Below are 21,043 nucleotides of genomic sequence, written 5' to 3'. Positions count from 1 at the left end.
GATCTCGATGACCAGGCCCGTCAGACCCAGCGTCGCCGTGCACACCGACACCAGATACAGCAGCCGGCGGGGGTGGCAGGGGCGGCGGGGCCGTCGGGCCGGTCACGGTGTCAGGGCTGATGCCGCGGTCCCCGTACGTCGCGCCGTCGGCGGTGACCAGCAGGGCGCGCACCCCGCCGCCGTTGAGCTCGGCGGCCAGCAGATCGGGCGAGGTGCGCGCGGCGTCCAGCGCCTCCGCGCGCGATGCGGCGGCAAGCAGCCGATCGTGCAGGTTTCGCCGGGCGAGCACGCCCAGGCTGACGTCGACGGTGACACCGAGCACCACCAGCAGCATGGCCAGCAGCGCCACCACCACCAGCGTCACCCGGCGCTGCAGCGACGGGGTCCGCGTCGATCCGGCCGTCATGATCGCTGGGGCTGCAGCCGGTAGCCGATGCCGCGCACGGTGTGCAGTATGCGTGGCCCGTGGGCTTCGAGCTTGCGCCGCAGGCCACTGACGTGCACCTGGACCAGGTTGGGATCGTAGGCGTCGTACCCCCAGACCGCGTTCAAGATCTGGCTGGCGCTGACGATGCGGCCGCGCTGCTCGACGAGGAAGGCCAGCAGCCGCAGCTCGGTCGCGGTCAGGTCGAGACGCCGACCGGCGCGCGCGGCGACACCCGCGTCGGCGTCGAGGATCAGGTCGCCCACCTGGACGACCTGCGGCAACCGGCCGCGCCGGCGCAACACCGCGCCCACCCGCGACACCAGCTCGGCCAGCTCGAACGGCTTGATCACGTAGTCGTCCGCCCCGCCGTCCAGGCCGCGGAGCCGATCCTGCAGGCCGTCGCGCGCGGTGATCAAGACGATGCCGACGTCGCCCCAGTCGCGGATCACGTCGATCAGGTCGAAGCCGTCGCGCCCGGGCAGCATGACGTCGAGCACCACCAGGTCCGGGCGCAGCCCGTCCAGCGCCTGCTCCAGCCCGTCGCCGTCACAACGGCCGACGGTGTGGTAGCCGACGTCGCTGAGCGCCTCGCCGACCATTTCGCGGATCGTCTCGGAGTCTTCGACCACCAGAACCCGGGGCGCGCCGACGCTGAAGCGGCCGGCGGGGACCCGCGGGCAGTTCGTCATGGGTTCCATTGTCGGCGCCGGTGCTGAAGCCAACCTGAAGCGGTCGCGCGATTGTCACGGCAGCCTCAGTGGTCACAAGAATGTCGGGATGTGCTCAAGTGCCCGCCTCCGAGCGACAACGCGACTCCGCGGGCTGGTGCCGTCGCGTTGTCGCTCGGAGGCGGGCACAACGCCAATCACCTTCGCCGGTGGCGGGAGTGGCGAATGGGGCGTCAGTTTCTTCAGGTCCGCTTCAGTTCCGGCCCCTACGGTCGAGTGCCATGACCACAAACGACGACATCGACACCCCTCCGCCCACCCCGCCGCCGGCCGCGAATCAACCACGTGAGCCGCGCCGCCACTCCACCGGGGTGGTGGTCGGCGCGGGACTGGCGGGCGCGCTGATCGGCGCGGCCGGGACCATCGCGGCGATCGCCTTCGCCTGGATCGTCAGCGTCGGCCCTCCCGGGCCACCGCCACCGCTCGGGCCGCCGCCGATGATGGCGCTGCAGCACGGGCCGCCTCTCCCGCCGATGGGCGGACCGATGGGCGGTTTCGGGTTCGCGCCACCACCCGGCCCGCCAGGGGCGCCGCATGGCGCCTGGCCGCCGCCGCCCGGCGACGCGTTCCCGGCACCCCCGTCCCCGGCGCAACCGCCCCCGCCGCCGCACGGCTGACCGGCCTGCCGCCGTCACGATCCCCCAATTCGTGACGGCGGCAGCCGTCACGCCAGTAGCGTCTCGGATGACCGACATCCGACGACCATGGGAAGCCGCATGACCACGGACAACACGGGAACCCGCCGCTTCCCGGCCGGCGTCGCCGCCATCGCCGGCCTGTTGCTCGGCGCGCTCGCCACCTTCGCGATCACCGGGCTGGCCTTGACGGACCGGCTCCAGCTTCCGCCGCCACCGCACGCCTGATGGCCGGCCAATCAGCCTCTTTTCTGCGCGGCCTCGGCGCACGGGTGCTGCGGTCGCGCCGACTCATGCGTGCACCGATCTGGCTCTACAAGGCCCGCGCGGGCGCGCTGTTCGGATCCCGGATGCTGATGCTCGAGCACACCGGCCGCAGGTCCGGTACACCGCGCTACGTGGTGTTGGAGGTCGTCGGTCATCCGTCGCCGGACGCCTACCTCGTCGCGTCCGGCTTCGGCCGAAAGGCGCAGTGGTTCCGCAACATTGAGGCGGACCCGCGCGTGCGCGTCTACGTCGGCAGTCATCCACCGAGGAGCGCCACGGCTCGGGTGCTGCCCCAAGACGAGGCGGACCGCGCGCTGGCCACCTACGTCAGCCGTCATCGCAAAGCGTGGGAGCAGATGAGGCCGGTGCTGGAGGAAACGCTGGGCGTTCCGATCACCGAGACCGACACCCCGCTGCCGCTGGTCGAGTTTCGCCTGGACTAGCTGCGGTCGGGCCCCTTGGCCGTCATCACCGCGAACGTGGCCAGGAACATCGCCGCCGGAAGCGCGTTGACGACCTTGTCGCGGACCCGGATGTGCGCGCCGAGCGCCACGACGAAATAGATCGTCAGCATCGCCGTCGTCACCCGCGCCAAGGCCGGGAAGCGGGTGACCGACAGCAACCCTACGGCGGCGGCGCCCTTGACCACCGGCAGCACGGGCCGAACGTTCTCCGGCAGACCCACGTCGTCCAGGACCTTCTTGATCGGGGCGATCTGGACGCCGCAGAGCACCGCGTCCACGGCGTGGAAGGCGCCGAGCGCCACGTAGGTTTTCGGGGAAGTGAAAACGCTCATGCGGCAATCCTATTGGGCCAGCTGCGGTGGCGTCCCCGGCGGTGTGCCGTCCACCGGCTGGCGGGCGCTCGCCTCGGCCTTGGCCACCGCCTGGGCGATCGCGGGATCGGTCTCGGTGGAGAACCAGTCGGCGATGTCCGCGTCGTCCGATTCGGCGGCGTGTTGGGGTGTGTCGTCGACCGGGGAGGGCTCGAACCGGAACACGCCGTCCTGACCCGGGGTCCCCAGCATTCTGGTGAACCCCTGCAGCGCCGCATTGAAGTCGCTCGGCACCACCCAGACTTTGTTGGCGTCACCGCGCGCCATCTCCGGCAGGGTCTGCAGGTACTGGTAGGCCAGCATCTCCGGGGTGGGCCGGCCGGCCTTGATCGCGGCGAACGTCTTCTCGATGGCCTTGGCCTGCCCCTGCGCCCGCAGGTAGGCCGCGGCGCGCTCACCCTGGGCGCGCAGCATGCGCGACTGCCGGTCGGCCTCGGCGGCCAGGATCGCGGCCTGCTTGGCTCCCTCGGCGGCCAGGATCTGCGCCTGCTTGGCACCCTCGGCCTGGGTGATCGCGGCCTGCCGGTTCCCTTCGGCGGTCAGGATCATCGCCCGCTTCTCGCGGTCGGCCTTCATCTGCTTTTCCATCGAAGCCTGGATGGACGGCGGGGGGTCGATGCTGCGCAGCTCGACCCGGGCAACCCGCAGACCCCAACGACCGGTCGCCTCGTCGAGCACACCGCGCAGTTGACCGTTGATCTGGTCGCGCGAGGTCAGCGTCTGCTCCAGCGTCATGCCGCCCACCACGTTGCGCAGCGTGGTGGTGGTGAGCTGCTCCACACCGACGATGTAGTTGCTGATCTCGTAGACGGCCGCCTGCGGGACGGTGACCTGGAAGTAGACCACCGTGTCGATGTTGAGGGTCAGGTTGTCCTCGGTGATCACCGGCTGCGGCGGGAACGACACCACCCGCTCACGCAGATCCACCCGCGCGCGCACCCGGTCGATGAACGGCACCAACAACGTCAGCTGACCACTGACCGTCCTGCTATATCGGCCCAGCCGCTCGATCACCGCGGCCTCCGCCTGCGGGATCAGCGCCACCGACTTGGCCACCACCACGATGGCGAAGATCACCAGGACGGCCAACAACACTAAACCAGCAACCGCACCTTGCACCCGAGTTCCTTTCTCTCCCAGGGTCTCTGGCGGCGTCTCCGGCAGCCGTTACGGGCCGCTTTTGAAGACCACCGCCGTGGCGCCGTCGATCTGTAAGACGGTCACCGATTCCCCCGGTTCGTAGACATCCCCCTCGTTGAGCGGACGCGCCGTCCACACCTCGCCGTCGAGCTTCACCTGGCCCTCGTCGCGCGAGATCCGCTCCAGCACCAGCGCGTTCTTGCCCTCCAGCGCCTCGATGCCCATCTGCGGCACGTGCGCGGGCGTCAGCTGCCGGCGCAGCGCCGGGCGCACCAGCACCAGCAGCAAGATGGACACGACGAGAAACACCGTCCCGTCCGCCCACCCCGGCCAATCCGTCAGCCAGCTGGTGATTGCCGCCGCAAGCGCACCGCCGCCGAGCATCACCAAAAACATATGACCCGTGAGCGCCTCCGCACCGGCGAGCACCAGCGCGAATATTAGCCAAAGCACCGCGGCGTGCATGCGGCCAGAATACGCGTGATCCGCCTTTGCCGGGCAAAACAACTACACTGCGGAATCGTGTGGTGTCCCAGTGTCTCGCTGTCCCTGTGGGCCAACGCCTGGCTCGCAGGCAAGGCCGCGCCCGACGACGTCCTTGACGCGTTATCAGTATGGGCGCCAAAGCAATCGGTCACCGCGTATGATGCGGTCGCCGCCGGGCACACCGGGCTGCCGTGGCCCGACGTGCACGACGCCGGGACGGTGACGCTGCTGCAAACGCTGCGCGCTGCGGTTGGCCGGTCGTCGCCCGCTCCGGGCGGCCCGGACCCGCTGCTCGGGACGATCAACGTGCTTTTGCCGGTGCCCGGTGATGTGCGCGGGCTCGCCCCGGGGACGCAGTTCGAGCGGGACGCCCTGGCCGCGGGCGAGGCGATCATCATCGCCAACCCGGCCGATCCCGCCACCGCCGTCGGCCTGGTTCCCGAGTTCTCCTACGACGACGAGCCGGAGGACTTCCCCGAGCCGTACGCGCTGTCCTGGACGGTGTACTCGCTGCCGGGCGCGCCGGTGCTCGACCACTACGAGCTGGGCGATGCCGAATACACGCTGCGGTCGGCGGTGCGGTCGGCCGCGGACGCGCTCGGCACCATCGGGCTGGGATCGGCCGCCGCCGACATCGACGATCCCCGGGGCCTCGTCGAGCAGCTGCTGGAATCCGCACGGCAGCACCGGGTTCCCGACCACGCGCCGACCCGAGCGCTGCGGGTGCTGGAGAACGCCGCACACGTCGACGCGATCATCGCGGTCAGCGCCGGGCTCAGTCGCTCACCCGATTCGCCGGAGCGGTTCGCCGCGCCCCTCGTCGCCGGCCCCGAGCCGTTCGGAACGCAATCCTCCTCGGAGGCGCGCATCGCCAGCGACGCGCTGCGCCCGCTGACCGCCGTCGTGCGTTCGGCACGGATGGCCGCCGTCACCGCGATCCTGCACTCGGCGTGGGCTGACTAGGTCTGATTGGCCTTGGCGGCGATTGCCTTGGAGGTGCCGGCCACGCCGCGATACTGGCGAGGCGCCGAGCATTCCAGCCAGTTTCAAGATCCGCGGTTCTGGGTAACGTTGTTGTCGCCTGCCGCTAGCGTGGCCTGTAGAGCCAGTCTGGCGATAGCAAAGAGATCACAACGTGGCGAGAATCTTGCGATAGGGAAAGACAATGACGACATGGCGGGAAAAGGTCAGCTTCCTCGTCACGCGGTTGGGTCGACCATCGGGTGAGGCAGCTGAAGAATACCTGAAGTGGTATTTCGGTAACCTGGTGTGGCAGCAGACCACGTGGCTGGGCGTCAACTGCTGGAAGTCGGTCACCGACCTTTGGAACTACCAGGAGATCTTATTCGACCTCAAGCCATCGTTGGTGGTTGAATTCGGCACGCGTTTCGGCGGCTCGGCTGTGTTCTACGCCAGTATTCTGCGTCTAATTGACCGACCGTTCAGAGTGTTCACGGTGGACGTTTCCTCCGGCGCGCTTGACCCCGCAGCTCGCCGCTACCCCGAGATCGAGTTCCTTGAATCGTCGTCGACGGAACCGGCCGTCGCGGAGCGTATTCGGCAGCTGAAGGCCGAATTTCCGGGCAAGGTCTTTGCAATCCTGGATAGCGACCACGCCAAGGATCATGTCCTGGCCGAGATGAAACTACTGCGGCCGCTGCTATCCGCCGGCGACTATCTTCTGGTTGAAGATTCCTGCGTGAACGGACATCCGATCATGCCCGGATTCGGCCCGGGCCCTTACGAGGCCATCGAGGCGTACGAGCGGGAATTCCCAAACGATTACGATCACGACAGTGTGCGTGAAAACAAATTTGGGTGGACCCTGGCGCCCAATGGATACCTCATCCGAAAGTGATGGCGCCACTGCTGCAAAAGGCGCGCGACTGCGGTGTCGCAGCTGATCTTGCCGCCGCCCCTGGCCATCCCGGTTACTCGCCCCCGCGTTCTTCCCGCACGCAGTGCGGCGGCCGGCACGGCGCGCCGTCGACGCTGGCCAGACAGCCGGGCACCGGGTCCGGCCCGACAACCCGGGCCGGCTCGCGGCCGGTGCGCAGTTCGTCGATCAGATCGGCGGCCAGCCGGGCGAATCGCCGATCGGCGTTGGGCGTGGCGGCCCGCGCGAACGCCAGCCCGGCCGCGTCGGCCTGAGATCGCAACTCCTCGTCTAGATCCCACACCACCTCGATGTGGTCGGCGACGAACCCGATCGGACAGACGATGACCGCCTCCGTTCCCGAGGCCGCCAGCGCGGAGAGGTGGTCCTCGACGCTGGGCTCCAGCCACGGCACCTGCGGCGGGCCCGACCGCGACTGCCAGGCCAGATCGTAATCGGTGTAGCCCGCCGTGGCCGCGACAAGCCTTGTGGCGTAAGCGACTTGCCGGCTGTACAGCCGCGGGCCGAGGCGCTGATCGGCGGCCACCGGGACCGAGTGTGCGGTGAACACCAGCCGGGCGCCGGCGGGCATCTTCTCGGCCACGGCTTTGACCGCGCCCGCGAACATCTCGACGAAGAGCGGGTGGTCGAAGTACGGCCGCAGCTTCACCAGCTCGGGCGCCGTCGCCCCGGCCTCGCGACGCGCCCGGGCGATGTCCTCGGTGTACTGCGTGCAGCTGGAGTAGCCGCTCCACGCCGACGTGGTGAACACCGCGGCACGACGAACACCGTTGTCGCACATGGTCTTCACGGTGTCCTCGACGTAGGGTTCCCAGTTGCGGTTGCCGAAGTAGACCGGCAGGTCCTGTACCGTCTCGAGCTCGGCGATCAGGGCGCGGTTGATGCCGTTGATCGGCGATACCCCACCGAAGTGCAGGTAATGCTGTGCGACGTCGTCCAGGCGTTCGGGCGGCACGTTGCGCCCGCGGGTGACGTTCTCCAGGAACGGTCGCACCTGCTCGGGCCCTTCCGGCCCGCCGAAGGACAGCAGCAGGACGGCGTCGAATTCCATTAGGGCCTAGAGCATTCCGCTTTAGAGCAACTGCGTGCTGGCGCCACCATCGGCAAAGATGATGGTGCCGGTGGTGGCGGGCAGCCAGTCGGAGAGCACGGCGCACACGGTCTTTGCGACCGGCGTGGGGTCTTTCATGTTCCAGCCGATCGGTGCGCGCTGGTCCCAGCCCTCTTCCAGCAATTGCATCTGAGCGCCGGCCTCCTCGCCGAGCGCGCCGCCGACGATCGCCGACATCGCCAGCGTCCGGATGGGTCCCGCCGCAACGAGATTGGAGCGCACTCCGAACTTGCCGGCCTCGCGGGCGACGAACCGGTTGACCGATTCCAGCGCGCTCTTGGCCACGGTCATCCAGTTGTAGGCGGGCATGGCGCGGCTGGGGTCGAAGTCCATGCCGACGATCGAGCCGCCGGGGTTCATGATCGGCAGCAGCGCCTTGGCCAGCGAGGCATACGAATACGCGGAGATGTGGATGCCCTTGGAGACATCCTCATACGGTGCGTCGAAGAAGGGGTTGATGCCCATCCCGGTCTGCGGCATGAAGCCGATCGAGTGCACCACGCCGTCCAGCTTGTTGCCCTCGCCGATCTCGGCGGTGACCCGCTCGGCCAGCGTGCTCAGGTGCTCCTCGTTCTGCACGTCGAGTTCGATCAGCGGAGCCTTCTCCGGCAGCCGGTCGGCGATGCGCTGGATCAGCCGCAACCGGTCGAAGCCCGTGAGCACCAGTTGGGCGCCCGCCTCCTGGGCCACCTTGGCGATGTGAAACGCGATCGACGAGTCGGTGATGATCCCGGAGACCAGGATCCGTTTGCCGTCGAGCAGTCCTGCCATGTCCGTCCTTAATGTCCTCGATGTCGCGGTTGACGTCCTTGTCGGGGTTAATTCAGTGACCCATGCCCATGCCGCCGTCGACGGGAATGACCGCGCCGGCGATGTAGCTCGCATCCTCGGACGCCAGGAAGCTGACCGCCCCGGCGACCTCCTCGGCGGTGCCGACCCGCTTGGCCGGGATGAATTCCAGTGCGCCCGCCTGGATCCGCTCGTCCAGAGCGCGGGTCATCTCCGTGTCGATGTAGCCGGGGGCCACCACGTTGGCGGTCACACCGGCCTTGGACAGCTCGCGGGAGATCGAGCGTGCCATGCCGATCAGGCCGGCCTTGGCGGCCGCGTAGTTGGCCTGGTTGCCGATGCCCCACATGCCCGACACCGACCCGATGAAGATGATGCGGCCGAACCGCTTGCGCTGCATGCTGCGCGACGCCCGCTGGGCCACGCGGAACGCCCCGGTCAGGTTGGCGTCGATGACCTCGGTGAACCGCTCCTCGGTCATCCGGATGAGGAAGGCGTCTTTGGAGATGCCGGCATTGGATACCAGCACCTCGACCGGACCCTGGTGCTCCTCCACCTCTTTGAACGCGCGGTCGACGGCGTCGTTGTCCGTGACGTCACACACAACGCCGAACAGCCCCTCGGGCGCCCCGGATCCGCGGTGTGTGACGGCCACCTTGTGGCCGTCGGCGGCCAGCCGCTGCGCGATCGCCAGTCCGATGCCTCGGTTTCCGCCCGTCACCAGGACTGAGCGGGATACGAATGCGGGTTTGCCGCCGGTGGCGGTACTTTCGGTGGTGGTCTCGGTGGCCGTGTCAGTCACCCCGTCAACCTATCGCCTGGGGTTGGCGGGACCGTAACCGGCTGGCCAGACGCGTAACGGGCGCGTCGGATTGTCGGTGGCCATCGGCACACTTCCGCCATGGATGAGCCCTTCCTGGGCAGCGAGGCTCGGGCCGCCGGCCTTGTGACGCCCTATCGGCTGCGCAGTCGGTACGTCGCCCTGCACAAAGACGTCTACGTGCCGCGTGATGCGGCGCTCACCGCACGATTGCGCGCCGAAGCGCTGTGGCTGCGCTCGCGTCGCCGCGGCATTCTGGCCGGCTACTCCGCTTCGGCGCTGCACGGCGCCAAGTGGATCGATGCAAGTCTTACCGCCGCGATCATCGACACCAATGCCCGCCGCGAACCCGGCGTCCAGGTCTGGGAAGACCGCATCGAGGCCGACGAGGTGTGCGTCGTCGAGGGCATGCGGGTGACGTCTCCGGAGCGAACGGCGCTCGATCTGGCCAGTCGCTTCCCCCGGGACCAGGCCGTCGCCGCGGTCGACGCCCTCGTTCAGGCGACACATCTGAAACTGGCTGACGTCGAGCGATTGGCCGAGCGCTACCGGGGCCGTCGGGGCATGAAAGCCGCGAGGGCTGCCCTCGACCTGGTTGATGGCGGCGCGCAATCACCCAAGGAAACGCGGCTGCGCCTGCTGTTGATCCGCGCCGGGTTTCCGCGTCCGCAGACACAGATCGCCGTCCGGAATGAATGGGGATGGGCCGAAGCATATTTGGACCTGGGCTGGGAGGACATCAAGGTTGCGGTCGAGTACGACGGCGACCAACACCGGTCCAGTCGCTATCAATATGTCAAGGACATCCGCCGCCTCGAGATGCTTGCGCGTTACGGCTGGATCGTCGTCCGGGTCATCGCAGAAGACCACCCCGACGACGTCATCTACCGGGTGCGCGAGGCGCGGGCGTCGCGAGCCTAACCAGGCTGCGAAATCCGGGGTGGAGAATCGCAGCCAGGTTAGGCACGCGAGACGGTGAGCGTTACGTGGGCAGGCGGCGGTTGATGAGCAACGCCGCCAGCGCCGCAAGCGCCAGCACCAGCGCACCCAACCGCACCCAGCCCATGCTGGCGTCGCCTTTGATCGTCTCGTAGCCGATCTGCTGCTGCAGCGTCGCGTAGACGGCCTTCAGCTCGGCCAGGCTGGCGGCGTTGTACCAGCTGCCCCCCGAGAGCTCGGCGACCTTCTTCATCGTCGAGTCGTCGACGGGCACCGGCTGGCGCTGGTCGTTGATCTCGACGAAGCCGTACGGCGTGCCGAACGAGATCGTCGAGATCGGCACGCCCTGATCCTTGGCGGTGCGGGCGGCGGTGAAGGCGCCCTTCGGGTTGTCGGGATTGGTCGGCATCGTCTCCTTGCCGTCGGAGAACAACACGATGCGCGCCGGCGGCGGGGTGTCGCCACCCCCGATCACCGCGCCCACGGTGGCGATGGCCTGCAACGCGGTGAAGATGCCCTCGCCCGTCGCCGTGCGGTCGGCGAACTGCAGCTTGTCCAGCGCGGTCTTCGTCGCGTCCCGGTTGGTCGTCGGCTGCACCAGCACGGTCGCGGTGCCCGCGTACTCGATCAGCCCGAGGTTGATGCCGGGGGTCAGCTCGTCGGCGAACTGCTTGGCCGCCTCCTGGGCGGCCGCCATCCGGTTCGGCTGCACGTCGGTGGCCCGCATCGACTGCGACACGTCGATCACCAGCATCACCACCGCGCGGTTGCGCGGAATCCGCACGTCGTGCGTCGGACCGGCCATCGCAATCGTGAACAGCACCAGCGACGCCACCAGCAGGATCGCCGGCACATGCCGCCACCGGGGAGGCCGCTCGGGGGCGACGCTTTCCAGCAGCTCCATGTTGGCGAACCGCAGGATGCGCCGCTGCCGCGCCAACTGCATCACGATGTAGAGCGCGGCGAGCCCGACGACGACGAGCAGGAACAGGAAGAACCACGCATGTTCAAAGCCCGACAACGACATCGGGCCGAGGAGCGGCAACGTCACTGCCGCCCCGCCAATGCACCGCGCCTGCGGGACTCGACGAACCGGACGATGTCCGCGATCCAGTCGCGGTCGGTGCGCAGCGTCAGGAGCGGGGCCCCGCAGCTGCGGATGGTGCGTGCCACCTCGGCGCGGTGCGCCGCGGCGGCCTTGGCGAAGTCGTCACGCAGCTGGGCGTCGATGGTGAACTCGCGGGTGACCCCGGACTCGGCGTCCTGCAGCACGACATCGCCGATGTCGGGCAGTTCGACGTCGCGGGGGTCCAGCACCTCGATGGCGAGCACCTCGTGGCGAGCCGAGATCGCGCGCAGCGGACGCATCCAGTTGATCGGGCCCAGGAAGTCGCTGATGATCACCGCCATGCCGCGGCGCCGCTCCGGGCGGCGCAAGGCGTCGATGGCGGTGGCCAGGTCCCCGCGCACCCCCACCGGCGCCCGGGGGGTGGTGGCGATGGTGCGCAGCAGCGTCTGCTCGTGCTGGCGGCCGGAGCGCGCCGGGACGCGCTTCATCGTCGCGCCGTTGGCGATCAGCGCCCCGAGCCGATTGCCGCCGCCGCTGTTGAGGAACGTGATCGCGGCCGAGGCCGCCACCGCCAGGTCCCGCTTCTCGCACCCCACGGTGCCGAAGTCCAGGCTGGCCGACATGTCGACCACCAGCCAGGTTTCCAGCTCGCGGTCGGCGATCATCTGCCGGACGTGCGGGTGCGTGGTGCGCGCGGTGACGGCCCAGTCCATGCGCCGGACGTCATCGCCGGGCTGGTACTCGCGCGACTCCCCCGGCTCCGAACCCGGCCCCGGGATCAGGCCGAGGTGGTCGCCGTGCAACACGCCGTCGAGCTTGCGCTTGACCGTCAGCTCGAGTTGCCGCAGCGCCGCCGCCAGCTTCGGGTCGACGATCTGCCCGCGCTGCATCGATGGCGGATGTGCGATCGCCGCCGGCCGCTGGGGATCGGTCACCGACCGCTGGCCGCGCCGGCGGGCTGCATCACCGGGGGCACCGACTGCCCTTGCTGCGGAACGGCGTTGACCTGCGGCAGGGCCACCGTCTGCAGGACCCGGTTGATGACGATCTCCGGCGAAATCTCGTCGGCGAGGGCGTCGTAGGTGAGCACCAGGCGGTGCCGCAGCACGTCGGGGATGACGTCCACGACGTCTTGCGGGATCACGTAGTCGCGGCCGCGCACCAGGGCCAGCGAGCGCGACGCGGCGATGATGCCCAGCGAGGCACGCGGGGACGCGCCGAAGGAGATCCAGGTCTTGACGTCGTTCATGCCGAGCTGTTCGGGGTGGCGGGTGGCGGTCACGACGCGCACCACGTAGTCGACCAGCGCATGGTGGACGAAGTTGTTGGCCGCGATGTCCTGCAGCCGCAACAGGTCGCCCGTGGCCATGATCTGCTTGGGCTCGGGCGGGCGCACGCCCATCCGGTAGATGATCTCCCGCTCTTCTTCGGGCGTCGGGTAGCCGACGTTGATCTTGAACAGGAAGCGGTCGCGCTGCGCCTCGGGCAGCGGGTACACGCCCTCATGCTCGATCGGGTTCTGGGTGGCCATCACCAGGAACGGGTTGGGCAGCGGGAAGGTCTTGCCGCCGATCGACACGTGGCGTTCCTGCATGACCTCCAGCAGCGCCGACTGCACCTTGGCGGGCGCGCGGTTGATCTCGTCGGCGAGCAGGAAGTTGACCACCACCGGGCCGAGTTCGGTGTCGAACTCCTCCTTGCCCTGCCGGTAGATGCGGGTACCGATGATGTCGGTGGGCACCAGGTCGGGGGTGAACTGGATGCGCGCGAACGTGCCGCCGACGACCTTGGCGAAGGTCTCGACGGCCAGCGTCTTGGCCACGCCGGGGACACCCTCGAGCAATACGTGCCCCTTGGAGAGCAGGCCGACCAGCATCCGCTCGACGAGCTGGTCCTGCCCGACGATGATCCGCTTGACCTCGAAGATGGCCCGCTCGAGGGTGTGGACTTCGGCGGCCAGGCCGTTACCGGCACCACCCGACGGCGCTTCAGGGGCCGGCGGGCCGGACTGTCCGCCCGGGCCCGGGTAACCGCTGGCGCCCGGGGGCGGCCCACCTGCTGTTGTCATCAAGAACCCTCCACAGCTCAATCGGACACGACTGCCGGGCAGCGACGTGCCCGCGTCCAACTATTCCAGGCCCGCCGGATTCCGTCGACGCTGGTGGTTCGCCCCCCCAACCGGTGGGGCGGACCGCGCCTGGATCAGTACTCGATGATCCTAGTCAGGAACGGCGTCATGCCGGGCGCGCGAACCGGGCTGACGGTCACCTTGCCGGCGAGGCTGGACGCCTCCAGCATCTGCCCGTTGCCCAGATACATCGTCACGTGCTGGCCGCCGTTCGGGCCGTAGAAGATCAGGTCGCCGCGCCTGGCCTGGTCGGGCGGGATGTGCCGGCCGGCGTTGTACTGGTCACCGGAGAACCGCGGGATCAGCACGCCGACGCCGGCGAAGCCGTACCGCATCAGGCCCGAGCAGTCGAAACCGGTGATGTTGGCGCCGTCGCCGACGCCCTTGCTGGGACCGTCCAGCGAGCCGCCGCCCCACGAGTACGGAACGCCCATCTGCGATCCCATCCGCTTGATCACGTACTCGATGGCCTGCCGGCCGTAGACGCGCGGGATCTTGCCGCCCGGGTTGGTCGGGCTGGCCGCGGTGGGAGCCGGATCCCCCAGGATGTTGATGCCGAGGCCGCCCAGGAATTGCCGGCCCAGGTCCATCGTCGTCTGGGTGGCCTGGGCGGTGGCCTGCAGCGAGGCATTGGCGACCGCCAGCGGGTCGCCGGGGGCGCCAGCGCTGATCGTCGCCGGCAGCGTCGGGTCCCACGCCCCGGGGTCGGCCGCGGCCGGGGCGGCCCCGGAGTAGGCCACAGACAGCATCAGCCCGGTCACCACGGTGGTGATCCAGGCGAAGTTCATCAGACGAATCCGCTTGCGGCGCATAGCTTTCCGTTCACTTCTCATTCGTTCACCACTCGATGTAGCGGACCACGTAGGGCGTCATGCCGCTGGTGCGCACCGGCGCGACGCGGACTTTCAGACCGATGTCGGGCGCCTCGAGCATCTGGCCGTCACCGAGGTAGATCGTCACGTGCTGGCTGCCGCCGGGTCCGTAGAAGATGACGTCGCCGCGGCGCATTTGGGAGGACGGGATCTTGCGGCCGAGGTTGTACTGCGAGCCCGAGTAGTGCGGCAGCTTGATGCCCACCCCGGCGAACGAGTACAGGACCAGGCCCGAGCAGTCGAAGCCGGTGATGCCCGCCCCGGAGTCGATGCCCTTACTCGGGCCGGCCGCGTTGCCGCCTCCCCAGGAGTAGGGCACGCCGATCTGCGACATGCCGCGCCGGATCACGTATTCGCTGGCCTGCCGCCCGTAAACCCGCGGGATCCGGCCGGCCGTCGCACCGGGGGCCGCGTTGGTGATGCCGGTGTCGTCGGGCTTGAGGATGCCGAGCTGCTGCAGGAAGTTGCGGCCCAGGCCCGCGGTGACTTGTGTCGAGGTGGCGGAGATGCCCAGCACCTGGTTGATGACCGCGATCGGGTCGCCCGGAACGTTGGCGCTGGGGATCATCGGCAGCGTGGGGTCCCAGGCGCCGTCCCAGCGGCGGGCCCCGCCCTGCGGTGCCGGCGCGCCCGGCGAGCCGGTCTCCCACCGGTCGCCCGACGACGGGGCGGCGGGTCCGCCGGGACCCGCCGACCATTGCCGTTTGGCCGCTTCGAGTTTGGCCTGCGCCTCGTCGCGTTCGGCGGCCAGGCGAGTGATTTGTTCGCGTTGTTCGTCGAACTTGCGCTTGGAGTCGGTCAGCGCCGCCACCGCGGCGTCCTGGCTGCCCTTGGCGTCGGCGGCGGCCCGGTCCGCCTTCTGCTTGGCCAGCCGCGCCGCCGATTCCTTGTTCACCTGTTCGGTGCGCGCCCGCTGCAGCTTGTCCATCACCGTCTGGGAACTCGCGGACAGGGTCTTGGCGGCGGCCTGGGTGGCGATGATGTCGTCGGGGCTGCTCGCGGTCAGGTATGCGTTCGAGGGGCCGTTCATATAGGTGGCCGCCGCGAACGTGTCGAACCGCTGCTGCGCCGCGGCGATCGCGGCGTTGGCGTCTTTGACCGCCTGCTGACTGGTCTCCAGGTCGTGCTGGGCCGCGGCGGCGTTGTCCCGGGAGGTCTCGACGTCGACCAGCGCCTTGTTGACGCTCTCCTGCTCGGTCTGGATCTCGGCGCTCAGGTTTTCCAGCCGTTGGTTGGCCTTGGCGACGTTGGCGATCAGGCCGGCCAGGCTGTCCGCGGCGGGATCACCGTGCGCGAGCCCCGGCGTACAAAGCAACAGGGCCACGCTCACCACCGATGGCACGACCGGCCGGACCAGCCTCGCGACCGGCCTCGCAGCGGAGCCCCGGCGTGTGCGTGTCATTCGACTCAGGTCTCCTACGGCTCAACGTGACGGGCGGCGCCGGCCACGAAGTTCACTAAGGGCGCCAAAGACAACAGCAGCATCATTTGCACCGTACGTCACACTTTTGGGCGTGCAAACGCTCCGCCGAAATCGCACTCTCTACGTGCGTTTAATGTGACCGAACGGTGACCTACCGTGTTTGCCGCTTGGTGGCAGCACGTCCCCGATGCCCGACTTCCCGCCGAGGCGGACGCGCCTGGCTAGGCGGTGCTGGTGGGCGTCACTTCCTGCGCCCCCGCCGAATCCGTTGGGGTTGCTGAACGCTTGCTGCGCATCTGCAGGAAGCGGGTCCCGACCGCCGCCGCGAGCACGCCGAGCAACAGGAAGATGGTCAGGCCCGTCCAGGGAAATTCCGGGGCTTCCAGCTCGTTCAGGAAATGCTGCGCCGAGACGACCGGGTTGCCCGTCTTTGCGTGGTCCTCGCCGGCCTCCAGCGTGACGCGCGCGAATTGCGTGCTGTAGCTCCCCACGTAGCTCGTGCTCAGGGTCAGGACGGTGGCGTCGTGATAGTCGGCGCCCACCACCGTGGAGATGTCGCGCAGCGGGGTGTCGTTCGGAGGGTTGTGGTCGAGCAGCACGATCTTGAGGTTGATGCCGTGGGCATGGGCTTCATCGACGATGTGCAACAGGCCGGGCATGTCCGCCGCCGGCGCGCTGACGCCCGTGGCGGCGACCTGGGCCTTGACCGCGGTCATGTCGACATCTTGCGGGATGTAGACGGGTAGGGCCGGGTGCCAGGTCATGATGTCCCTCCTGCCGTAGCGCTACAGGCACCGTACGCGACTTCGTTTCGGGGGGTTTAAACCGTCGACTCAGACGATAAGACTGGGACTACGGGCGCCCCGCCTTATGCAGGACAAGCGTACTGTTAAAGTGGCCGTACTCGTTTGAAGCACCGCCGACACGGCCCGTCGGCGGGAGAACTTAATCCTCGGGAGTTGAAGTGAGCAAAGAAGATTCTGTGAACTCGTTCGGAGCACGCGACACCCTCAAGGTCGGCGACAAGAGCTATCAGATCTACCGTCTCGACGCCGTCCCGAACACCGAGAAACTCCCCTACAGCCTCAAGGTGCTGGCCGAGAACCTGCTGCGCAACGAGGACGGCAGCAACATCACCAAGGACCACATCGAGGCCATCGCGAACTGGGATCCCAAGGCGGAACCCAGCATTGAGATCCAGTACACGCCCGCCCGCGTCGTCATGCAGGACTTCACCGGGGTGCCGTGCATCGTCGACCTGGCCACCATGCGGGAGGCCATCGGCGACCTCGGTGGCAAGGCCGACAAGGTCAACCCGCTGGCGCCGGCCGACCTGGTGATCGACCACTCGGTGATCGCCGACCTGTTCGGCACCGCCGACGCCTTCGAGCGCAACGTCGAGATCGAGTACCAGCGCAACGGCGAGCGCTACCAGTTCTTGCGCTGGGGCCAAGGCGCTTTCCGCGATTTCAAGGTGGTGCCGCCCGGCACCGGCATCGTGCACCAGGTCAACATCGAGTACCTGGCCAGTGTCGTAATGGAGCGCGACGGTGTGGCCTACCCCGACACCTGCGTGGGCACCGACTCGCACACCACCATGGTCAACGGGCTGGGCGTGCTGGGCTGGGGCGTCGGCGGCATCGAGGCCGAGGCCGCGATGCTCGGCCAGCCGGTGTCGATGCTGATCCCGCGGGTGGTCGGCTTCAAGCTGACCGGTGAGATCCAACCGGGCGTCACCGCGACCGACGTGGTGCTGACCGTCACCGAGATGCTGCGCAAGCACGGCGTGGTCGGCAAGTTCGTCGAGTTCTACGGCGATGGCGTGGCCGAGGTGCCGCTGGCCAACCGCGCCACCCTGGGCAACATGAGCCCCGAATTCGGTTCCACCGCAGCGATTTTCCCGATCGACGAGGAGACCATCTCCTACCTGCGGTTCACCGGCCGCAACGAGGAGCAGCTGGCGCTGGTCGAGGCGTACGCCAAAGAGCAGGGCATGTGGCACGACCCCTCCCACGAGCCGGCCTTCTCCGAATACCTCGAACTCAACCTCTCCGAAGTGGTGCCGTCGATCGCCGGGCCCAAGCGCCCGCAGGACCGGATCGCGTTGTCGGACGCCAAGTCCACCTTCCGCGCGCAGATTGGCGACTACGTCGGCGACGACCCGGACAAGACGGAGTACTCGAAGCTCGACGAGGCCGTCGACGAGTCCTTCCCGGCCAGCGACCCCGGGGCGCTGGAGAACGGTCACGCCGACGACGCCCCGAAGGTGGAATCGGCCGCGGCGCATGCCAAGGGTCGGGTGAGCAGCCCGGTGACGGTGAAGTCGGACGAACTCGGCGAGTTCGTGCTCGATCACGGCGCGGTGGTGATCGCGGCGGTCACGTCGTGCACCAACACCTCCAACCCCGAGGTGATGCTGGGCGCGGCGCTGTTGGCGCGCAACGCCGTCGAGAAGGGGCTGGCGTCCAAGCCCTGGGTGAAGACCACGATGGCGCCCGGCTCCCAAGTGGTCCACGACTACTACGACAAGGCCGGCCTGTGGCCGTATCTCGAGAAGCTCGGCTTCTACCTCGTGGGCTACGGCTGCACCACGTGCATCGGCAACTCCGGCCCGCTGCCCGAGGAGATCTCCAAGGCGATCAACGACAACGACCTGTCGGTGGCCGCGGTGCTGTCCGGTAACCGCAACTTCGAGGGCCGGATCAACCCCGACGTGAAGATGAACTACCTGGCGTCGCCCCCGCTGGTGGTCGCCTACGCGTTGGCGGGGACCATGGACTTCGACTTCGAGAGCCAGGCCCTGGGTACCGACAAGGACGGCAACGACGTCTTCCTGAAAGACATCTGGCCGTCGCAGAAGGACGTCTCGGACACCATCGCCTCGGCGATCAGCCAGGAGATGTTCACCAAGAACTACGCCGACGTCTTCAAGGGCGACGAGCGGTGGCGAAACCTGCCCACGCCGAGCGGCAATACCTTTGAGTGGGACCAGAATTCGACGTACGTGCGCAAGCCCCCGTACTTCGAGGGCATGTCGGCGGAGCCCGAGCCGGTCAAGGACATCACCGGCGCCCGGGTGCTGGCCCTGCTGGGCGACTCGGTGACCACCGACCACATCTCCCCCGCCGGCGCCATCAAGCCGGGCACCCCGGCCGCGCAGTACCTCGACGAGCACGGCGTGGCCCGCAAGGACTACAACTCCTTCGGCTCGCGGCGCGGCAACCACGAGGTGATGATCCGCGGCACGTTCGCCAACATCCGGCTCCGCAACCAGTTGCTCGACGACGTCTCGGGTGGCTACACCCGCGACTTCACCCAAGACCCTGTAGATGGGAAGGCCCCGCAGGCGTTCATCTACGACGCCGCGCAAAACTATGCGGCGCAGAACATTCCGCTGGTCGTCCTCGGCGGCAAGGAGTATGGGTCCGGCTCCTCGCGCGACTGGGCGGCCAAGGGAACCCTGCTGCTGGGCGTGCGGGCGGTGATCGCCGAGTCGTTCGAGCGCATCCACCGCTCCAACCTGATCGGCATGGGCGTGATCCCGCTGCAGTTCCCCGAGGGCAAGTCCGCCAAGGAATTGGGGCTGGACGGCACCGAGGTGTTCGACATCACCGGCATCGAGGCGCTCAACGACGGCAAGACGCCCAAGACGGTGCGGGTGAAGGCGGCCAAGGAATCCGGCGATCCGATCGAGTTCGACGCGGTGGTGCGCATCGACACTCCGGGCGAGGCCGACTACTACCGCAACGGCGGCATCCTGCAGTACGTGCTGCGCAACATGCTGAAGTCGGGCTAAGCAGCCGGCCAAACCCGGCCCATGCCGAAAGTCAGTGAGGACCATCTGGCGGCGCGCCGCCGCCAGATCCTCGACGGTGCCCGCCGCTGCTTCGCCGAACACGGCTACGACAGGGCCACGGTGCGGCGGCTGGAACAGGCGATCGGGATGTCGCGCGGCGCGATCTTCCACCACTTCCGCGACAAGGACGCGCTGTTCTTCGCGCTGGCGCACGAGGACGCCGAGCGGATGGCCGATGTGGCGTCGCGCGAGGGCCTCATCCAGGTGATGCGCGACATGCTCGCCGCCCCCGAGCAGTTCGACTGGCTGGCCACCAGGTTGGAGATCGCGCGCAAGCTGCGCAACGACCCGGACTTCAACCGCGGTTGGGCCGAGCGGTCCGCGGAACTGGCGGCGGCGACGACCGATCGGTTGCGCCGGCAGAAGGAGGCGCAACGGGTGCGTGACGACGTACCCGGCGACGTGTTGCAGTGCTATCTGGAGCTGGTGCTCGACGGCCTGGTGGCGCGGCTGGCCTCAGGCGAGGACCCGCGGCGGTTGTCCGCCGTGCTCGACCTGGTGGAGAAGTCGGTGCGGCGCAACGACTCCGGGGATTCCGTACCGCGCGAATAGCGCGGCGACGCTACGCCCGCGCGGTCCGCGAAGTGTGGTTGGGGCCACCCCGGCCGCGCATCGTGGTGCCCGCCTGCAGTAGCAGGGCATGAACCGATCCGTACGATCTGCCGGTGCTGGCCGCCAGCGTGCGGATGCTGGCCCCGCCCTCGTAGGCGTTACGCAGCTCGAACAACAACTGCTCGCGGGTCTTCTTCGACCCCTGCAGCGTCCTTTTCATGGATGCCCTCCGCGCCCGAACACGATCGCAAGCACCAAGAGTAGGAAGCCGCCGCCGCCCGCGGGCCGATTTGACCGAAGTCAGGCGAGCTCGATGAGATCCCGGTATTCGTCGGACCAGAAGTCCTCGGTGCCGTCGGGCAGCAGCACCACGCGCTGCGGGTCCAGCGCCTCGGCCGCACCGGGATCGTGCGTCACCAGCACCACCGCGCCCTGATAGCTGCGCAGCGCGTCGAGCACCTGTTCGCGCGAGGCGGGATCCAGGTTGTTCGTCGGTTCGTCGAGCAGCAGCACGTTGGCCGTGGAGGCCACCAGGCCGGCCAGCGCGAGCCGGGTCTTCTCCCCGCCCGACAGGGTGCCCGCCGGCTGGTCGAGTTGCGGGCCGCTGAACATGAACGCGCCCAACAGCCCGCGCAGCTCCTGCTCCCCCGAATCGGGCGCGGCGTGCCGGATGTTCTCCCACACGCTCGCGTCGTTGTCGAGCGTGTCGTGCTCCTGCGCGAAGTAGCCCATGCGCAAACCGTGCCCTGGCTCCAGCCCGCCGGTGTCGGGCTGCTCGGTGCCGGCCAACAGTCGCAGCAGCGTGGTCTTGCCGGCGCCGTTGAGGCCCAGCACCACCACCCGAGAGCCGCGGTCGATGGCCAGGTCGACGAGGAGCGAGTGGCCGACAAAGTGGCCCGCATCAAGTTCCCGACCCCCGCCCCGTGCGGGCGCACACCGTTGGTCGCCAAGGGACTGAGCAAGTCGTACGGCTCGCTGGAGGTGTTCACCGGCGTCGACCTGGCCATCGACCGCGGCTCTCGGGTGGTGGTGCTGGGCCTCAACGGCGCCGGCAAGACCACGCTGCTGC

23 protein-coding genes and 1 pseudogene are annotated in these 21,043 nt (G+C 68.5%); 8 read left to right on the top strand and 16 right to left on the bottom strand.

Annotated elements, in window-relative coordinates:
- A pseudogene (locus A5692_RS09265) lies at positions 1-406 on the bottom strand (two-component sensor histidine kinase); the annotation flags it as partial.
- On the bottom strand, positions 403-1,125 hold the full coding sequence (locus tag A5692_RS09260) for a response regulator transcription factor (protein WP_068054953.1): 723 nt from the start codon (positions 1,123-1,125) through the stop codon (positions 403-405). The pseudogene A5692_RS09265 and the gene A5692_RS09260, both read right to left, overlap by 4 nt.
- A 251-nt stretch (positions 1,126-1,376) precedes the next feature.
- Here A5692_RS09260 and A5692_RS09255 point away from each other — a divergent pair, with 251 nt between their 5' ends.
- From A5692_RS09255 to A5692_RS09250, 3 genes are all read left to right on the top strand, one after another.
- Positions 1,377-1,772 (top strand): hypothetical protein, encoded by a 396-nt coding sequence (locus A5692_RS09255; RefSeq protein ID WP_068054950.1) that lies wholly within the window; start codon positions 1,377-1,379, stop codon positions 1,770-1,772.
- A 99-nt stretch (positions 1,773-1,871) separates the two neighbouring features.
- A complete protein-coding gene (locus tag A5692_RS28975; RefSeq protein ID WP_156765997.1) occupies positions 1,872-2,018 on the top strand; it encodes a hypothetical protein in 147 nt (48 codons plus the stop codon).
- A complete protein-coding gene (locus A5692_RS09250) occupies positions 2,018-2,500 on the top strand; it encodes a nitroreductase family deazaflavin-dependent oxidoreductase (RefSeq protein ID WP_068054946.1) in 483 nt (160 codons plus the stop codon). Before A5692_RS28975 ends, A5692_RS09250 begins: the two co-directional genes overlap by 1 nt.
- On the opposite strand, the gene A5692_RS09245 is transcribed toward A5692_RS09250, so the two are convergent.
- Genes A5692_RS09245 through A5692_RS09235 form a run of 3 tightly spaced genes read right to left on the bottom strand, consistent with a single transcriptional unit; the run spans position 2,497 to position 4,497 of the window.
- Entirely contained in the window at positions 2,497-2,853 is a 357-nt protein-coding gene (locus A5692_RS09245; RefSeq protein ID WP_068054943.1) for a DoxX family protein, read from the bottom strand. The two genes, A5692_RS09250 and A5692_RS09245, sit on opposite strands and share 4 nt — an antisense overlap.
- A 9-nt stretch (positions 2,854-2,862) precedes the next feature.
- On the bottom strand, positions 2,863-4,011 hold the full coding sequence (locus tag A5692_RS09240) for an SPFH domain-containing protein (protein WP_068054939.1): 1,149 nt from the start codon (positions 4,009-4,011) through the stop codon (positions 2,863-2,865).
- A gap of 48 nt (positions 4,012-4,059) precedes the next feature.
- Positions 4,060-4,497 carry an NfeD family protein gene (locus tag A5692_RS09235; protein ID WP_067928606.1) on the bottom strand — a complete coding sequence of 146 codons (438 nt, stop codon included), beginning with the start codon at positions 4,495-4,497 and terminating at the stop codon, positions 4,060-4,062.
- A gap of 57 nt (positions 4,498-4,554) precedes the next feature.
- Between A5692_RS09235 and A5692_RS09230 the strand changes: the two genes are divergently transcribed.
- Together A5692_RS09230 and A5692_RS09225 are read left to right on the top strand one after the other, a co-directional pair.
- Positions 4,555-5,481 carry a hypothetical protein gene (locus A5692_RS09230; protein ID WP_068054937.1) on the top strand — a complete coding sequence of 309 codons (927 nt, stop codon included), beginning with the start codon at positions 4,555-4,557 and terminating at the stop codon, positions 5,479-5,481.
- Between the two features lie 202 nt (positions 5,482-5,683).
- Positions 5,684-6,376 carry a rhamnosyl O-methyltransferase gene (locus tag A5692_RS09225; protein WP_068054933.1) on the top strand — a complete coding sequence of 231 codons (693 nt, stop codon included), beginning with the start codon at positions 5,684-5,686 and terminating at the stop codon, positions 6,374-6,376.
- Positions 6,377-6,449: 73 nt separating this feature from the next.
- Here A5692_RS09225 and A5692_RS09220 read toward each other — a convergent pair whose 3' ends face one another.
- Genes A5692_RS09220 through fabG1 form a run of 3 tightly spaced genes read right to left on the bottom strand, consistent with a single transcriptional unit; the run spans position 6,450 to position 9,117 of the window.
- The gene (locus tag A5692_RS09220) at positions 6,450-7,466 is read right to left on the bottom strand and encodes a ferrochelatase (protein WP_068054930.1); all 1,017 of its coding nucleotides are present in this window, start codon (positions 7,464-7,466) and stop codon (positions 6,450-6,452) included.
- A 21-nt stretch (positions 7,467-7,487) separates the two neighbouring features.
- A complete protein-coding gene (inhA, locus tag A5692_RS09215; protein WP_068054927.1) occupies positions 7,488-8,297 on the bottom strand; it encodes an NADH-dependent enoyl-ACP reductase InhA in 810 nt (269 codons plus the stop codon).
- A 52-nt stretch (positions 8,298-8,349) separates the two neighbouring features.
- Positions 8,350-9,117: a 3-oxoacyl-ACP reductase FabG1 gene (gene fabG1 / locus A5692_RS09210; RefSeq protein WP_068054924.1), complete on the bottom strand. Its 768-nt coding sequence runs from the start codon at positions 9,115-9,117 to the stop codon at positions 8,350-8,352.
- Positions 9,118-9,216: 99 nt separating this feature from the next.
- Here fabG1 and A5692_RS09205 point away from each other — a divergent pair, with 99 nt between their 5' ends.
- Positions 9,217-10,056: a type IV toxin-antitoxin system AbiEi family antitoxin gene (locus A5692_RS09205; RefSeq protein WP_068054922.1), complete on the top strand. Its 840-nt coding sequence runs from the start codon at positions 9,217-9,219 to the stop codon at positions 10,054-10,056.
- Positions 10,057-10,117: 61 nt separating this feature from the next.
- Here A5692_RS09205 and A5692_RS09200 read toward each other — a convergent pair whose 3' ends face one another.
- The 6 genes from A5692_RS09200 to A5692_RS09175 form a co-directional block, all read right to left on the bottom strand.
- Positions 10,118-11,125: a VWA domain-containing protein gene (locus tag A5692_RS09200; RefSeq protein ID WP_068054920.1), complete on the bottom strand. Its 1,008-nt coding sequence runs from the start codon at positions 11,123-11,125 to the stop codon at positions 10,118-10,120.
- The gene (locus tag A5692_RS09195; protein WP_369804371.1) at positions 11,122-12,033 is read right to left on the bottom strand and encodes a DUF58 domain-containing protein; all 912 of its coding nucleotides are present in this window, start codon (positions 12,031-12,033) and stop codon (positions 11,122-11,124) included. The genes A5692_RS09200 and A5692_RS09195 overlap by 4 nt, the downstream gene beginning before the upstream one ends.
- A gap of 41 nt (positions 12,034-12,074) precedes the next feature.
- Positions 12,075-13,211: a MoxR family ATPase gene (locus A5692_RS09190; protein ID WP_068054914.1), complete on the bottom strand. Its 1,137-nt coding sequence runs from the start codon at positions 13,209-13,211 to the stop codon at positions 12,075-12,077.
- A 134-nt stretch (positions 13,212-13,345) separates the two neighbouring features.
- Positions 13,346-14,083: an NlpC/P60 family peptidoglycan endopeptidase RipB gene (ripB, locus tag A5692_RS09185; protein WP_068054911.1), complete on the bottom strand. Its 738-nt coding sequence runs from the start codon at positions 14,081-14,083 to the stop codon at positions 13,346-13,348.
- A gap of 25 nt (positions 14,084-14,108) precedes the next feature.
- A complete protein-coding gene (gene ripA / locus A5692_RS09180) occupies positions 14,109-15,545 on the bottom strand; it encodes an NlpC/P60 family peptidoglycan endopeptidase RipA (protein WP_068054908.1) in 1,437 nt (478 codons plus the stop codon).
- A 242-nt stretch (positions 15,546-15,787) separates the two neighbouring features.
- A complete protein-coding gene (locus A5692_RS09175; RefSeq protein ID WP_068054905.1) occupies positions 15,788-16,330 on the bottom strand; it encodes a DUF6676 family protein in 543 nt (180 codons plus the stop codon).
- 200 nt (positions 16,331-16,530) lie between these two features.
- Here A5692_RS09175 and A5692_RS09170 point away from each other — a divergent pair, with 200 nt between their 5' ends.
- Positions 16,531-19,362 (top strand): aconitate hydratase, encoded by a 2,832-nt coding sequence (locus tag A5692_RS09170; protein ID WP_197514408.1) that lies wholly within the window; start codon positions 16,531-16,533, stop codon positions 19,360-19,362.
- A 21-nt stretch (positions 19,363-19,383) separates the two neighbouring features.
- Positions 19,384-19,974, top strand: a complete 591-nt coding sequence (locus tag A5692_RS09165) for a TetR/AcrR family transcriptional regulator (RefSeq protein ID WP_068054899.1) — start codon at positions 19,384-19,386, stop codon at positions 19,972-19,974.
- 10 nt (positions 19,975-19,984) lie between these two features.
- Here A5692_RS09165 and A5692_RS09160 read toward each other — a convergent pair whose 3' ends face one another.
- Both A5692_RS09160 and A5692_RS09155 read right to left on the bottom strand, forming a co-directional pair.
- Entirely contained in the window at positions 19,985-20,278 is a 294-nt protein-coding gene (locus tag A5692_RS09160) for a helix-turn-helix domain-containing protein (RefSeq protein WP_255397011.1), read from the bottom strand.
- Positions 20,275-21,043, bottom strand: a 769-nt coding sequence (locus A5692_RS09155; protein ID WP_369830281.1) for an ATP-binding cassette domain-containing protein, incomplete at its 5' end; no start/stop codon positions are given. The genes A5692_RS09155 and A5692_RS09160, both read right to left, overlap by 4 nt.

This window comes from Mycobacterium sp. E342 (genome assembly GCF_001667665.1).
GTDB lineage: Bacteria > Actinomycetota > Actinomycetes > Mycobacteriales > Mycobacteriaceae > Mycobacterium.
The sequence above is the reverse complement of the archived record's forward strand: the minus strand, read 5'-3'. Positions and strand labels throughout refer to the sequence as shown.